Annotated in this window: 15 protein-coding genes; 14 read left to right on the forward strand and 1 reads right to left on the reverse strand. The window is 35.0% G+C overall.

What is annotated here, in order from left to right; translation table 11 throughout:
- Window positions 1-70: 70 nt before the first annotated feature.
- Window positions 71-934, reverse strand: a complete 864-nt coding sequence (locus HM990_RS00095) for an aldo/keto reductase (RefSeq protein WP_229719328.1) — start codon at window positions 932-934, stop codon at window positions 71-73.
- Between the two features lie 104 nt (window positions 935-1,038).
- Between HM990_RS00095 and HM990_RS00100 the strand changes: the two genes are divergently transcribed.
- The 14 genes from HM990_RS00100 (at window position 1,039) to HM990_RS00165 (ending at window position 15,379) form a co-directional block, all read left to right on the forward strand.
- Window positions 1,039-1,596 carry a DUF4382 domain-containing protein gene (locus HM990_RS00100; RefSeq protein ID WP_178987013.1) on the forward strand — a complete coding sequence of 186 codons (558 nt, stop codon included), beginning with the start codon at window positions 1,039-1,041 and terminating at the stop codon, window positions 1,594-1,596.
- A 161-nt stretch (window positions 1,597-1,757) separates the two neighbouring features.
- The gene (locus HM990_RS00105) at window positions 1,758-2,759 is read left to right on the forward strand and encodes an AAA family ATPase (protein ID WP_178987014.1); all 1,002 of its coding nucleotides are present in this window, start codon (window positions 1,758-1,760) and stop codon (window positions 2,757-2,759) included.
- A 122-nt stretch (window positions 2,760-2,881) separates the two neighbouring features.
- Window positions 2,882-3,748, forward strand: a complete 867-nt coding sequence (locus HM990_RS00110; protein ID WP_178987015.1) for a DUF58 domain-containing protein — start codon at window positions 2,882-2,884, stop codon at window positions 3,746-3,748.
- Between the two features lie 112 nt (window positions 3,749-3,860).
- The gene (locus tag HM990_RS00115; protein ID WP_229719329.1) at window positions 3,861-5,573 is read left to right on the forward strand and encodes a hypothetical protein; all 1,713 of its coding nucleotides are present in this window, start codon (window positions 3,861-3,863) and stop codon (window positions 5,571-5,573) included.
- Window positions 5,573-6,577 (forward strand): vWA domain-containing protein, encoded by a 1,005-nt coding sequence (locus HM990_RS00120; RefSeq protein WP_178991767.1) that lies wholly within the window; start codon window positions 5,573-5,575, stop codon window positions 6,575-6,577. The genes HM990_RS00115 and HM990_RS00120 overlap by 1 nt, the downstream gene beginning before the upstream one ends.
- Window positions 6,570-7,607, forward strand: a complete 1,038-nt coding sequence (locus HM990_RS00125; protein ID WP_178987016.1) for a vWA domain-containing protein — start codon at window positions 6,570-6,572, stop codon at window positions 7,605-7,607. Before HM990_RS00120 ends, HM990_RS00125 begins: the two co-directional genes overlap by 8 nt.
- Before the next feature lie 66 nt (window positions 7,608-7,673).
- The gene (locus HM990_RS00130) at window positions 7,674-8,528 is read left to right on the forward strand and encodes a tetratricopeptide repeat protein (protein WP_178987017.1); all 855 of its coding nucleotides are present in this window, start codon (window positions 7,674-7,676) and stop codon (window positions 8,526-8,528) included.
- Window positions 8,529-8,649: 121 nt separating this feature from the next.
- On the forward strand, window positions 8,650-10,422 hold the full coding sequence (locus tag HM990_RS00135; RefSeq protein ID WP_178987018.1) for a BatD family protein: 1,773 nt from the start codon (window positions 8,650-8,652) through the stop codon (window positions 10,420-10,422).
- Window positions 10,403-11,182: a tetratricopeptide repeat protein gene (locus HM990_RS00140; protein WP_317166918.1), complete on the forward strand. Its 780-nt coding sequence runs from the start codon at window positions 10,403-10,405 to the stop codon at window positions 11,180-11,182. Before HM990_RS00135 ends, HM990_RS00140 begins: the two co-directional genes overlap by 20 nt.
- Before the next feature lie 47 nt (window positions 11,183-11,229).
- Complete coding sequence (locus HM990_RS00145; RefSeq protein ID WP_178987019.1) at window positions 11,230-11,523, forward strand: hypothetical protein; 294 nt, start codon at window positions 11,230-11,232, stop codon at window positions 11,521-11,523.
- A gap of 89 nt (window positions 11,524-11,612) precedes the next feature.
- Entirely contained in the window at window positions 11,613-13,205 is a 1,593-nt protein-coding gene (locus HM990_RS00150; RefSeq protein ID WP_178987020.1) for a SulP family inorganic anion transporter, read from the forward strand.
- A gap of 6 nt (window positions 13,206-13,211) precedes the next feature.
- Window positions 13,212-14,012 carry a universal stress protein gene (locus HM990_RS00155; protein ID WP_178987021.1) on the forward strand — a complete coding sequence of 267 codons (801 nt, stop codon included), beginning with the start codon at window positions 13,212-13,214 and terminating at the stop codon, window positions 14,010-14,012.
- A 38-nt stretch (window positions 14,013-14,050) separates the two neighbouring features.
- Complete coding sequence (locus tag HM990_RS00160; protein WP_178987022.1) at window positions 14,051-14,677, forward strand: carbonic anhydrase family protein; 627 nt, start codon at window positions 14,051-14,053, stop codon at window positions 14,675-14,677.
- Between the two features lie 51 nt (window positions 14,678-14,728).
- Entirely contained in the window at window positions 14,729-15,379 is a 651-nt protein-coding gene (locus HM990_RS00165) for a DUF2490 domain-containing protein (protein WP_229719330.1), read from the forward strand.
- The last annotated feature ends 15 nt before the right edge of the window (window positions 15,380-15,394 follow it).

Raw genomic sequence — 15,394 nt, forward strand, 5'->3', positions numbered from 1 at the left:
TTACCCATAAGTTGAAAGCTTTTTTCATAAATGTAAAAACTGCAAATGGAGACTACGACCGTAAACTAAATCAAGGTACTTTGTGCCCTTGAGCAGCTACCAATATCAAAAACCAATCTTCCAATTCCAATTCAATTTTAGCCGCTTCAACGGCTAATTTTAATCGTTCTTTGGTCGTAGTGCCAACCACAGGATGAATATGCGCTGGAAGTTTCATAATCCAAGCTAGCAATAATTGGTCTTCAGTGGCATTGTATTTATCCATCAATTCGCCAAGTTGTTTATGAATGCGTCTCGATTGTTCAGTATCTTCTTTGAAGACAGAGCCAAGAGGCGACCAAGCCATAGATTTTATACCGTTGGTCATCATATAATCAAACGTGCCATTATGCATTGCTGAATGTTCTGTAAGTGAAAATTCAATTTGGTTCACATCAATATCCATACGTAAACCAATCATGTCCATTTGCGAAGGTGTGAAATTGGAAACTCCAAAGTCTCTGATTTTCCCGTCTTTCTTTAAGATGGTAATGGCTTCCGCAATTTCTTCAGCGACCATTAAGGGGCTAGGTCTGTGCAGTAATAATAAATCTAAATACTCAGTTTCAAGATGCTGTAGCGATTCTTCAACCGACCAAATAATATAGTCTTTACTATAATTATAGTGTTTAACCTTGTTATTTCGGTTATCACATTCATGTTGAATGCCACATTTAGAAATCAGCTGAATGTCTTCACGCTTAAGTCCAGAATCTAATAAGGCTTTTCCAAAATCAGCTTCTGTCGTGTAAGCACCATAAATATCAGCATGGTCAAAGGTAGTAATGTGGTTAGAAACGCAGAAGTTCATTAAATCTGCCATTTCTTTTTTTGAGAGTTGCTTGCCCCAACTTCCCCAAGTCATGGTGCCTGCAATTAATCGAGAATATGTCACTTTTATTTCAGTTTAGGTAGTTTTTTATGCAATTGGTGTATAAAAATACTGAAAACAATAAGAAAACAATAGTATTGAAGTGTAATTATTCCAAATCCTAAATCATGAAACATTTACAATCACTAAAAATTATTGTTTTATCACTGATGATTTTAATCAGCTTTTCAAGTTGTTCAAAAGACGATATGACTAGAGATAAACAAAACGCTGCAATTACAGTAAGTCTTAAAAGTGATTCTGGCATACTCAACACGGTTTTTCTTGAGATTAATGATGTGCAAGTCAGAGTGAAGGAAGACGGCACCTTGCCAAACGCTTGGATAAGTTTAGATGCTATTAATTTAGGAACTCATAATGTTTCCAATTTAACAAATGCGTCTGAATTACTTCTCGTTGATCACTTTGAGATGAAGCCAACCTTTATCCACGAAATTAGACTGGTTCTTGGAGACCAGAATTTTATAGATGTCAATGACACTTTAATGAGTATAGCTATTGCCGAAGAAGCTTCAGTGTCAAATTTAGTAAAAAGAGGATTTGAAGGCAATCATATGTATCAGGTCGTAATAAATTTAGATATCGATGAATCTGTAAGTTTCAATGAAGATGAAAATATGACGATTCTCAACCCAAAGCTCTATACGGAAATCAGAAAATTTTAGTATTAATTAACCCTAATCCATAATTAATTCTTAAAATGAGCAGTACTTTAGTATTGCTCATTTTTTTTAACCAATTGTTAACAGCATCTATTGAAAAATTTTAACACTTTGCATCGTCTAAAAATTACTGACAATAAATTTTGTTACAAAACCCTTAAATAATGGAAGAAACGAGTACAGTTGACATTCAGTCAATTAACGAAAAGATAGAAAGAGAAAGTGCATTTGTAGATTTATTGACCTTAGAAATGAATAAGGTTATTGTTGGACAAAAGCACATGGTAGAGCGTCTGCTCATTGGTTTATTAGGTCAAGGTCATATTTTATTGGAAGGTGTGCCTGGTTTAGCAAAAACGTTAGCCATTAATACATTGTCAAAAGCCATTGATGCTAGTTTTAGTAGAATTCAGTTTACTCCAGATTTATTGCCTGCGGATGTCGTTGGAACCTTGATTTTTAATATGAAGGAGAATGACTTCACTATTAAAAAAGGACCAATATTTGCCAATTTCGTATTAGCAGATGAGATTAATAGAGCACCAGCAAAAGTACAATCGGCATTGTTGGAAGCGATGCAAGAAAAGCAAGTAACGATTGGAGACGAAACCTTTATTTTGGATAAACCATTTTTGGTAATGGCAACCCAAAACCCAGTGGAGCAAGAAGGGACATATCCTTTACCAGAAGCTCAAGTAGACCGTTTTATGTTGAAGACCGTCATAGATTACCCAACAATTGCGGACGAACAACAAATAGTAAGAGCCAACCTCAAAGGCGCTTATGAAAAAGTTAATCCCGTAGTTTCAATTGCTCAGATTCTAAGTGCTCAACAAGCGGTTAGGGAAGTCTATATGGATGAAAAAATTGAAAAATATATTCTTGATATCATTTTTGCAACCCGTTATCCTGAAAAATATAAACTTGCCGAATTAAAACCATTGATTTCTTTTGGAGCATCGCCTCGTGGAAGTATCAACCTTGCCACAGCGGCAAAATGTTACGCTTTTATAAAAAGAAGAGGTTACGTAATCCCAGAAGACGTGCGCGCAGTGGTTCATGATATTTTGCGTCACAGAATAGGAATTACTTATGAAGCAGAAGCGGAGAATGTCACTTCAGAAGACATTATCAATAAGATTGTTAACGAAATAGAGGTGCCTTAGAAAAGGCTTCTTTAATTCCTCAAAGGGGAACACGAATAGCAAAAAATATTATAATCAATCATCAAATACTTTAAATTGAAACTAAAAGCGGTCCTTCACTTTGGGAAGGATCTAGGATGGGAATGGACACTAAAGAACTTCTAAAAAAAGTACGAAAAATAGAGATCAAGACACGACGACTGTCTGATCATATATTTGGAGGTGAATATCACTCCACCTTCAAAGGTCGTGGTATGACCTTTTCTGAAGTGCGTCAATACCAATATGGAGATGATGTCCGAAATATTGATTGGAATGTTACCGCAAGAACCAACCAACCACATATCAAGGTTTTTGAGGAAGAACGAGAATTGACCATGATGCTCATGGCAGACGTGTCAGGAAGTAAATTATTCGGGACTAAGAATCAATTTAAAGATGAAATTGTTACTGAAATTGCGGCAACCTTGGCGTTTTCAGCCACTCAAAATAATGATAAAATTGGCTTGATTTTATTTTCAGATGAAATTGAATTGTACATCCCACCAAAAAAAGGACGGTCTCACGTGCTTCGTATAATTCGTGAACTGTTAGAGTTTGAGCCTAAAAGTAAAGCGACTAACATTTCCGAAGCCATAAAGTTTTTGTCTAACGTGATGAAGAAAAAGGCGATTGTTTTTGTATTGTCAGATTTTGTGGCGGATGACTATAAACAAAATCTAAAAATAGCAGCTGGCAGGCACGACATTACAGGTATTAGAATTTACGATAAACACGAAGCGGAAATTCCAAATATTGGTATGGTACAAATGGAGGACGAAGAAACTGGCGAAATGATGTTGGTCAACACAGCTTCAAAGAAGGTAAGACAGAATTACAGCAAATTTTACAACGAAAAAGTAAACTATTACAAAGATAGTTTTGCAAAATCTGGCTCGGGAACTATAGATTGCCGAGTCGATGAAAGTTATGTGAAAAAGTTGTTGGGTTATTTTAAGCAGAGAGGATAAAGAGATTTTAGATTTATGAATTACGATTCTAGATTTAATAACAAAACGGTTCTATCCTAACGACACACAATTAACATCTCACAACTAAAAAAAGGAAAAGATTAAAATGAAAATGAACATTAAAATAGCAATGAGAAACGCAGTTCCAGTGGTCTTCCGTCATCGGTCAACCATCTTTGGTCTATGTTCTTTATTCTTTATTCTTTGTTCTCAATTATCTTCAGCCCAAGTTACTTCCGAGATCGATACCACAAATATCAGAATCGGAGAGCAAATCAACTATAAGATTAATGTTGAAGCAGATTCCACGGCATTGGTTGTATTTCCAGAGGGACAAACCTTTACGCCTTTAGAAACTGTTGAAGCCTTAGAAATTGATACGACCAAAAGAGACGCTAAATTCCTATTATCAAGAATCTATAAACTCACACAATTTGATTCTGGCGTTTATACCATTCCTCGACAAAAAATCATCATTGACGAGAAGCCATTTTTTACGGATTCCCTAAAAGTTGCCGTAAACACTGTCGAAGTCGATACCACAAAACAGAAACTCTACGATATAAAACCAATTATAGATGTTGAGAAAAGTAAAAGTAATTGGTGGCAATGGCTCTTAATTGTCTTATTGGCAATTGCGGTAATTGCATTTTTATTGTATTGGTTTATCTGGCGAAAAAAACCTTTAACGGAAGAAGAAGAAATCGCTTTGCTACCGCCATATGATCGTGCAAAATTGGCATTATCAAAGCTTGATGAGAGTCAGTATTTAATACGATCTGAAGTCAAAGAGTATTATTCGGAATTAACTTTTATCATCAGAAAATATCTCGATGAAAAAGTTTACGATCGTGCCTTAGAAAGCACAACAGCTGAACTTATTGCGCGTTTGAATTTATTGAAGGACGGCAATCAAATTCCATTATCTAAGGAAACCATTTTGCATATTGAATCGATTTTACAACGTGCCGATTTGGTGAAATTTGCCAAGTCTGCACCAAACAAAACCCTTGCCGAAATGGACCGAACAACCATAGATAAAGCTATAGATAATGTTAAAGTAAGTTTGCCGGAACCGTCGGAAGAAGAGAAATTATTGGACCAAAAATATAAAGAAGAACAAGAACGTAAAAAGAAGCGCAAAAAAATCTGGATTACGGTGGCTATTTCATTGTTTTTAATTGTGGCAACTTTCATTGGTTTTGGCATGAAATATGGTTTCGGTTACGTGAAAGATACTATCATTGGTCATGAAAGTAAAGAACTGTTAGAGGGCAATTGGGTGGAAAGTGCCTATGGTTATCCACCTATTTGGATAGAGACACCAGAAGTTCTTAAACGTGAAGCCGTAGAAATCCCTGATGAATACGAGGGTAAAGTAAGCACGTCCGTATTCAGGTATTTGTCTGAAAAATCGGGAATTGATATTCAGGTGAGTACAACAGCTTTTAAAGTTTCGCAAGAGCAAGGCAAGCCAAAAGAGATGACAGATGAAGAAAAGGCTGAAGATTTTCAAAAAACATCTGAGACCTATTTAAAATTGTTAGAATCTCAAGGCAACAAAGACATAACGGTAAAAAGAGAAAAATTCACAACACCAAATGGTGCAGAAGGACTAAAAGTCTATGGAACAATGAATACTGTTCTTGAGGATGGTAGCATAAAACCTGCGAAATATAATCTTTTACTTTTCAGAGCAGAAAATGTGAGACAACAGATTATTTTGAATTGGAGAACTGACGATAATTATGCAGATGACATCATTAAACGTGTCACAGATTCCATTGAATTGAAACCAGATGACGTAGAAGAAGAGAAAGAATGATGTTAGAGAATATACAATTTTTAAACATAGAATTTTTCTGGCTGTTATTGCTTTTGCCAATAGCCATAGTTTGGTATGTCTTTAAGCACAGCAAACAAACGGCTGAGTTAAAAATGTCTACTATTAAAGGCTTTAAGAATACATCGTCTTTTTGGTCAAAATTTAAACATGTACTTTTTGCATTACGATTAATAGCTTTAGCCCTTTTAATTACTGCATTGGCAAGACCAAGAACTGTGGATGTGTCTACCAAGACCAAAACCACAAGCGGAATAGATATTGTGATGGCAATCGATGTTTCGGCAAGTATGTTGGCAAAAGATTTACGTCCTAATCGCCTGGATGCTTTAAAAGAAGTGGCTGCGGATTTTATAGACGGAAGACCTAATGACCGAATCGGTTTGGTGGAGTATGCAGGAGAGGCTTATACCAAAACACCGATTACGAGCGATAAATCTATAGTGCAACGGTCACTTAGAGATATAAAGTATAACAATATTATTGAAGGCGGAACAGCGATTGGTATGGGATTGGCAACCTCAGTAAACCGATTGAAAGACAGCAGAGCCAAAAGTAAAGTGATTATTTTATTAACGGATGGTGTAAACAATTCTGGATTCATAGATCCAAAAATCGCTAGTGAATTGGCAGTAGAATATGGCATTAAAGTTTATACGATTGGATTGGGAACCAACGGCATGGCGTTGTCGCCAATAGGAATGAATCCTAATGGAACTTTTAGATATGGTCGAATTCAAGTGGAAATAGATGAAGCGCTATTAAAAGAAATTGCCGCAGAGACTGGTGGGCAATATTTCAGAGCTACAAATAACGATAAGCTGGCTAAAATCTATGAGGAAATCAATAAACTTGAAAAAACCGAAATTGAAGAAACCAAATACTACAATTACGACGAAAAATACCGACCACTAGTTTTATTGGCTGGATTGTTGCTATTGATTGAATTATTATTAAGAAACACAATATTTAGAAGCTTTGTTTAGACTCGATGAAAAAATATGGTTTTGGACATTACTGGTAATTCCAGTAATTATTTTGCTGTTTGTAATACTTCAGATTTGGAGACGTTCTGCACAGAAAAAATTTGCTGATTCTGCCTTGTTAAAGCGTTTGAGTCCCAATCAATCATTATTTAAAAGTATATTAAAGGTATTTGTGCTTTGTGGTGCATTTGCTTGTTTGTCATTGGCTTTGGTCAATCCAAAAATTGGCACGAAATTGGAGACTGTACGCAGTGAAGGTGTGGATGTAGTATTTGCCATCGACGTCTCTAAAAGTATGTTGGCAGAAGATATTGCGCCAAATCGACTAGAAAAATCGCAGCAATTGGTCACGCAGATAATTAATAGTTTAGTGAGTGATCGTGTTGGAATTATTGCGTATGCAGGCAAAGCATTTCCACAATTGCCTATCACCACAGATTATGCTTCGGCAAAAATGTTTTTACAAAATATGAATACAGATATGTTGTCTTCACAAGGAACAGCAATCAGCGAAGCGATTCAATTGTCTAAAACGTATTTTGACAATGAAGATCAAGCTAATCGTGTTTTAATTATCATTTCTGACGGAGAAGATCATGATGGTGAAGCACTCGATGTTGCCGAGGAAGCTGCAGAGCAAGGCATAAGAATATTGACTGTTGGCGTTGGGGATTTGAAAGGTGGACCAATCCCGATAAAACGAAATGGAGTCATTCTTAATTATAAGAAAGACAACCAAGGCGAAACAGTAATAACGCGTTTGGACGAAACCACACTTAAGGAAATTGCGGCAGAAGCGAATGGTGTTTACATCAATGGGAGAAATACATCTGACGTTGTAAATACCATTAAAGACGAATTGGATAAAATGGATAAACAGGAATTTGAGTCGAAGCAAATTGCGGATTTTAAGGACCAATTCCAGTGGTTCTTGGCTTTCGGAATTTTGTTGTTATTTATCGATATCTTCTTTTTGGAACGAAAAACGGCTTGGTTGAAGAAGCTTAACTTGTTCAATGAGAATTTTTAGAATTTCTTTAACGCTAAGTCAGTAAAGGCTTTAGTAATTTAGAGGTCGTTTCAGAATTAAAAAAATATGAAAATATATATCACATTCATCGCACTTTTAGTAGGAAGTTTTGGCTTTTCCCAAGATTTGGATGAAGCACAACTAAAAGCAGATAAAAACGCCACTGATCTTGTTCATCAGGCCAATGAGTTAGTTGGAGAAGATAATTATATCGAAGCTGAAATGGCATACAGAAAAGCCATTTCTGAAGCGCCAAGTAAAGCCGTGGGCGCTTATAATTTAGCCCATTCCTATTATAAGAAAGGCAGTTTTGATGAAGCTTTATTTAGAAGTCAAGAAGCGGCTAAGAACGCCACTTCTAAAGATGAGAAACACCGCGCATTTCATAATATGGGTAATATTTTAATGGAAAATAAGGCGTGCAAAGAAGCTGTTGAAGCCTATAAAAATGCTTTAAGAAGTAATCCAAGTGACGAGGAAACCCGTTACAATTTCGCCTTAGCCAAAGAATGTGCCGAACAGCAAAAGCAAGATGGTGGTGGCGAAGATGATAAAAAGGACGACAACAAAGACGAAGAACAGAATAAGGAAGACGAGCAAAAGAAAGACGACCAAAACAAAGACGATAAAGAAAATAAGGATAACGAGGACAAAAAAGACGAAGGGGACCAAGATAAAAAGGATGGCGACAAGGATAAGGATGAAGATGGAAAACCAAAAGACGATAAAAAGGATGAAGGTAAAGGCGATGAAGATAAGAAAGACGAAAACCAGAAACCAAAACCACAACCTGGACAAATGTCGCCTCAGCAAATAAAAAATATTTTGGAGGCCATGCAAAACCAAGAACAGAAAGTGCAGGAAAAAATGAATGCTGAAAAGCAAAAAGGCGCTAAGGTAAAGACCGAGAAGGACTGGTAAGGCGAATTACGATTGAAGAATTATGATTTAATATTTTAGATTTACCAGAATCGTAATTCGTAAATCAAAAATCAGAAAATCAAGTAAGGTTCTAAAAATCTTGTAGGTATCAAAATTAAAAATGAATTCAATAATAAAAAACATATCAATATTATTCCTAATACTTGCTACAAGTATCGCTTCCGCACAGGTAAAATTTGAAGCCAAAGTCAGCAAGAAAAAATTAGGAGTTAACGAGCGCTTGCGTATCGATTTTGAAATGAACCAAGATGGTGACAATTTTGTGCCACCAAGTTTTAAGGATTTTGATGTGGTTGGTGGTCCCAATACCTCTGTTAGTAATTATTCCAGAAACGGAAAACGTTCGTTCAATAAAACTTATAGCTATTTTTTAGCACCAAAACAACGCGGCAAATTCACCATTAAGCAAGCCACAATAGAAATTGATGGTGAGACTTACAAGACGTTTCCGATAACTATTGAGGTTACCGCAGCCGTTGACAAACCCAATGGAGAAACAGCAGCGTCGGATGTCGCTGCTAAAAACGTACATCTCATTGCTGAGGTAAGCAAAAGTGACCCTTACCTCAATGAAGCGATTACAGTAGTTTATAAACTTTATGTGTCTTTAGAAACTACGGTTAGTGGTTGGCAGGAAAAAGATAAGCCTAGATATAATGATTTTTGGAGTCAGAATATTGAAGTTAAAGGTTTCAATGTACTGAATGGCGAATATAATGGAGAAGAGTATCGGTATGTAGTTCTAAAAAAAACAGTGCTTTATCCTCAGAAAACAGGTGCTTTAAAACTAGAACCACTAGTATTGGATGTTAATGTGGAAGTGCCATCAAACCGACGCGATATTTTCGGTAGACGACTAATGACTAAGGTGCCACAAGTGGTTACTGCTGGTAGTAGAACAATTAATGTGAAGCCTCTACCAGAGCAAGGAAAACCTTCTGACTTTAAAGGTGCTGTTGGTGATTTCTCCTTTAAAGTGAACACAAGTAAAACGCAATTGAATGCTACAGAATCCCTTCAGGCTAAACTAGAAGTTAAAGGAAAAGGGAATTTAAAATTATTCGAATTGCCAAAATTAACCGTTCCGAGTTCATTAGAGGTTTATGAACCTGAACATCAAGAAAATGTTCGAACCAATTTAAGCGGAATGCAAGGTGGCATTTCAGATACTTACACTATTGTACCGCAGTATAGAGGAAAATATCCTGTGCCAAGTATTTCGTTTTCATATTTTGATCCCGAGACTGAAAGTTATAAGCGTATCACTTCAGAAGAAATCGTAATTGATGTTTTGGAAGGGCCAATGGCTTCAAATACCAATACTGAAATCACAACACCAAACACAAAACAAAGTGTTAATCCTGATACCAATACATTCGCTTTTATAAAAACAACAGCGAATTGGTCATCTATAAAAACGGAGCCCTTCTTTCAGTCCACAGGATTCTGGTCGTTGGTTTTGTTACCATTTTTAGCGATTCCTTTAGCCATTGTGGTCAGACGTAAAAAAGACGAACGCGATGCAGACGTTCAAGGCAATCGCATTAGAAAAGCAGATCGTTTAGCTAAAAAGTATTTAAGTGAAGCTAAAAAAACGATGGGAAAAAAAGAGTCGTTTTATTTGGCTTTGGAAAAAGCACTTCATAACTATTTAAAAGCCAAATTGAATATTGAAACTAGTGATTTTAATAAAGAAAAAATAGAAAGCCTATTAATAGAACGACATGTTGAACCTGATGTAGTTTCAGATTTCATTTCAATTTTAGAAAATTGTGAATTAGCACGTTATACTCCAATTACACAAGTGACCATGCAGAATGATTATGATAAAGCAGCAAAAACAATTTCATTAATTGATAAACAACTTAGATAATATGAGAGCCATTACCATCTTACTTTTATGTTGTTTGAGCTTCATTGGTTTTTCGCAAAATGATAAAACTTTCAACGAAGCAAATACTTTATATAACGACGGAAAATATGCTGAAGCTATTGATAAATATAAATCTATTTTAGAATCTAATCAACATTCTTCAGAATTGTATTTCAATTTAGGAAATGCCAATTATAAGCTCAACAATATTGCACCTAGCATATATTATTACGAAAAAGCATTGATGTTGGAACCTAATGATAACGACATACAAAACAATCTAGCTTTTGCGCAGAACATGACGATTGACGCCATTGATAAAGTTCCGGTTGTAGGTTTTTCGCGACTTATAAATAATATAGTTCATACGTTTAGTACAGATACTTGGGCAAAAATTGCGGTTGGAGGTGTACTTTTATTTGTGATCATCTTTTTGGCCTATCATTTTTCATATGCGACATCAAAAAAGCGAATTGCCTTTGTGACTAGTATCGTAAGTCTATTTATAGCTTGTTTTGCTGTGGCTATGGCATTTCAAAAGCAAAGTTTAAATAGAAGAGATAATCCAGCGATAGTTTTTGCTCAAGAAAGCAGAGTAAAAACAGATCCTAATCCTACTAGTGAAGAAGTTTTTAGGCTGCATGAAGGCACCAAAGTTCAAGTATTGGAAACTTACGAGGACTGGAATGAGATTCAGTTGGCGGATAATTCCAAAGGTTGGATTCCTTCCAAAGACATTAGAGTGTTAAAGGATTTTTAGAAATTATTTAACAGTTTGTTAATTTCTTAGTCTTATATTTGTGGCTTATGTTTCAGAGATACAAGTATAAATCCGCAGTATTTTTTACCATTGTTTTAATGGCACTCATTTCTGCACCTACTATTATTGTATCTTTTGATGACACTTCAGATGTCACTTGTTTTTATAGTATTACCGAAGAAGAAGAAAACCAACACGTAAAATTGGTTTTCGAACATAATAACTTAGATTCTAATGGTTTTTTTGAAGACGAAGTAAATGCTAGCCTTATTGGATATACATTTAAGCAGTATCCAAAACCACATCTAAATTTAATTTCTCCACCACCCGATTTCATTTAATATTATATTCGTTGGACATATTTTGTCCCTAAAATAAGTATTAAAATCCCTATTGAAGCCTTTTGTTCAATAGTAAAATCGTTATATAAATGTTTAAAAATTTAAAAAACGACTTGCCTGCAAGTGTCGTTGTATTTTTTGTGGCATTACCTTTATGTTTAGGTATTGCTTTAGCCAGTGGAGCACCTCTTTTCTCTGGATTAATTGCTGGAATTATTGGAGGAATTGTAGTCGGGTCTTTAAGTGGATCTAAAATAGGTGTTAGCGGACCAGCCGCAGGTTTAGCAGCAATTGTACTTACGGCCATTGGTACCTTGGGAGGTTATGAAAACTTTTTGGTTGCCGTGGTTTTGGGCGGGATTATTCAATTACTTTTTGGGATTCTAAAAGCTGGAATTATTGGGTATTATTTTCCGTCTTCAGTAATAAAAGGGATGCTTACAGGTATCGGAATTATAATTATTCTTAAACAAATACCGCATTTCTTTGGGTATGATGGAGAGCCAGAGGGTTCGGATAGTTTTACATGGACGTCCGGAGAAAATACATTTTCAGCTATATGGAATGTTTTTGATAACCTCATACTAGGTTCTATGGTTGTTGGCTTTGTATCATTAGGCATTTTATTGTTATGGAGCAATGTATTAGCCAAAAAAGGAAAGATTTTCGAGATTATACAAGGGCCTTTGGTCGCTGTAGTGGTTGGTATAATTTTTTACATAGTCACGCAGTCAAATGAGACGCTTGCTATTGCGGAATCGCATTTGGTTAGTGTGCCGGTTCCAGATGATTTCGATTCTTTTATAGGTCAATTCAGTTTTCCTAATTTTGCAGTCATTACAAATCCAGAAGTGTGGATTGTAGCTTTTACTATTGCCCTAGTAGCAAGTTTGGAAACCTTACTATGTGTAGAAGCAACGGATAAATTAGACCCTGACAAGAATGTAACACCTACAAATAGAGAATTATTAGCCCAAGGTACTGGTAACATTATATCAGGCTTGATAGGCGGTCTGCCTATAACGCAAGTAATCGTAAGAAGTTCTGCTAATATTCAATCTGGTGGAAAGACCAAAATGTCTGCAATTATTCATGGATTCTTTTTACTGATTTCAGTGATTTTAATTCCTACGTTACTTAATAAGATTCCATTATCAGTTTTAGCGGCTATTTTACTAATTGTGGGCTATAAATTGGCAAAGCCTGCTCTATTCAAGAAAATGTATAAGTTAGGTTGGAAACAATCCGTTCCGTTTTTTGTTACTGTATTGGGTATTGTATTTACAGATTTATTGGTAGGTATTGGTCTAGGTTTAGCAGTAGGTATTGTTGTTATCTTATTAAAGAGCTACCAAAACTCTCACTTCCTTCATATTGAAGATAAGAGTAATGGAAAACATAGAATTAAAATGGAACTTGCTGAAGAAGTCACTTTCTTTAATAAAGGTGCTATTTTAAAAGAATTAGATAGTTTACCAAGAGACACATATTTGGAATTTGATGTTACCAAAACCCGATATCTGGATTATGATATTGTTGAAATTCTCGAAGATTTTGCCTTCAAGGCCAAAGAGAGAAACATTGATATCAAGTTAATTTCAAAAAGAGGTATTGTTGAAAATCCACCAAGTTTTATTGAGTTTTTCCAATTACGACCAAAATCAAGTATAAGCTTAAGTTAGATAATTATGGAAAATTTTAAATATAAAATACTTGTACTTTCAGATTTGAATAAAAGCGCAAGCACAACCTTAAAAAGCAGTGTGAGTTTAGCTAACATGATAAATGCAAAAATTGAATTATTTCATGTAAAGGAGCACATAGACATCATCAATACAGATAATCAATTATCTGCAATGCGTATTTTAAATGAAGAAAAAAATAACACTAAAAAGGAGATAGAAGCTTTAGTAAACCCTGTTTCTAAAACGTATAATAGGACGATTGATTATAATTTTTCATTTGGAAACATCAAGGACGAAATTAGTGATTACATTAAAACATCTAAACCAGATATTATTGTTTTAGGTCAGCGTGATTCACCGCCTTTCCAACTTATTGGAGACAGCATTACACGCTTTGTGTTGAAAAAGTTTAACGGCGTTATAATGATTTCTTCAAACGAAAACGCGTTGGTACCAAATGAAAAAATGAGCTTAGGCCTATTAAATGGTTCTAATAGCATTTTTGACAATGAGTTTTCTAAAGATTTAATAACGCATACAACGGCACCATTAAAATCTTTTAAAATTATAAACAGTCAAAAAGAGAGAGACGATAATGCTAGCATCAATGGAGAAAAATTGGTAGAATATGTTTTTGAACAAAATGATAGCGCTATGACAACGCTTTCTTCGTACCTTATAAAAAACAAGATTAATTTATTATATGTAGATAGAGCTAAGAATAAAACAACTAACTCCACACAAACACCATTAAAGGAAGTGGTAAGCAAGTTGAATGTTTCGCTATTAGTTTCTAGAGCATAATTAAACAAAACTATAATAAACAAAAAAACTAAATAAAGATGAAAGCACATACAAAAGAGACGCAGTCTACAATGACACCAGAAAAGTCCTTACAATTTTTAAAAGAAGGTAACCAAAGATTTCAAGATAATTTGAAGGCCAACCGTAATCTTTTAGAACAAGTAAATGATACAAGCGATGGTCAGTTCCCATTTGCAACCATTTTGAGTTGTATAGATTCAAGAGTGTCTGCTGAATTGGTTTTTGATCAAGGGTTGGGCGATATTTTTAGTGTAAGAATTGCTGGAAACTTTGTGAATGAAGATATATTAGGTAGTATGGAGTTTGCTTGTAAATTGGCAGGAACAAAACTAATCGTTGTGCTAGGTCACACAAGCTGTGGAGCAGTCAAAGGCGCATGCGATCATGCAGAAATGGGTAATCTAACCAAATTAATAGAAAAAATCACACCTGCAGTAAATGCAGTAACAGAACCTAAAGACGAGAGCTTAAGAACATCTAAAAACTTGGGTTTTGTTGATGAAGTCTCTAAAAAGAACGTAGAGTTAACAATGGAGAGAATTCATGCTGAAAGTCCAATCTTAACTGAAATGGAGAAAAACGGTGAAATTAAGATTGTTGGCGCCATGTACAATGTTAATACAGGTGCTGTTGAATTTTACTAATAAATAGACAACCAATTGATAGGTAAATTTCAAATGAAAAAGAAAAGTAAAATGGCAACACTAATCATTGCGTTAGTGTTGCCTTTTTTTGCAGTGGGTCAAAATAGTAATTTAGGAAACTGGTTAATTTACATTGGTAATAAAAAATTGAATTCTAAATGGAATATCCATAACGAAGTTCAGTATAGAAATTACAATGCTGTTGGAGATTTAGAGCAGTTGCTCTTAAGAACAGGTGTTGGCTATAACTTAACAGAAAACAACAATAATCTGTTGCTGGGTTATGGTTATATTTTATCTGAAAATTTTGTTGGTAATACAGACGAAAAAATTTCCATAAACGAACATAGAATTTTTCAACAGTTTACGACAAAACAGAAGGTTGGAAAAGTTGGTTTAAGTCATCGCTACCGTTTTGAACAGCGTTTTGTTGAAGATGACTTTAAAATGCGATTTAGGTATTTTTTGGGAATCAATATTCCACTTCAGTATAAGGAAGGCGCAAAAAATCCATTATATCTTTCTGCCTATAACGAGATATTTTTAAACACAGAATCTTCCATCTTCGACAGAAATAGAGTTTATGGTGGTTTGGGCTATAAGTTTTCAGATAATTTGAAAATGGAATTAGGCTACATGAATCAGTATTTTGAAACTTCTGGAAGAGACCAAATAAATATTATAGCATTTGTAAATTTCTGAGTGAGACAAATTGAA

This window comes from Winogradskyella schleiferi, from assembly GCF_013394655.1.
Classification (GTDB): Bacteria; Bacteroidota; Bacteroidia; order Flavobacteriales; family Flavobacteriaceae; genus Winogradskyella; species Winogradskyella schleiferi.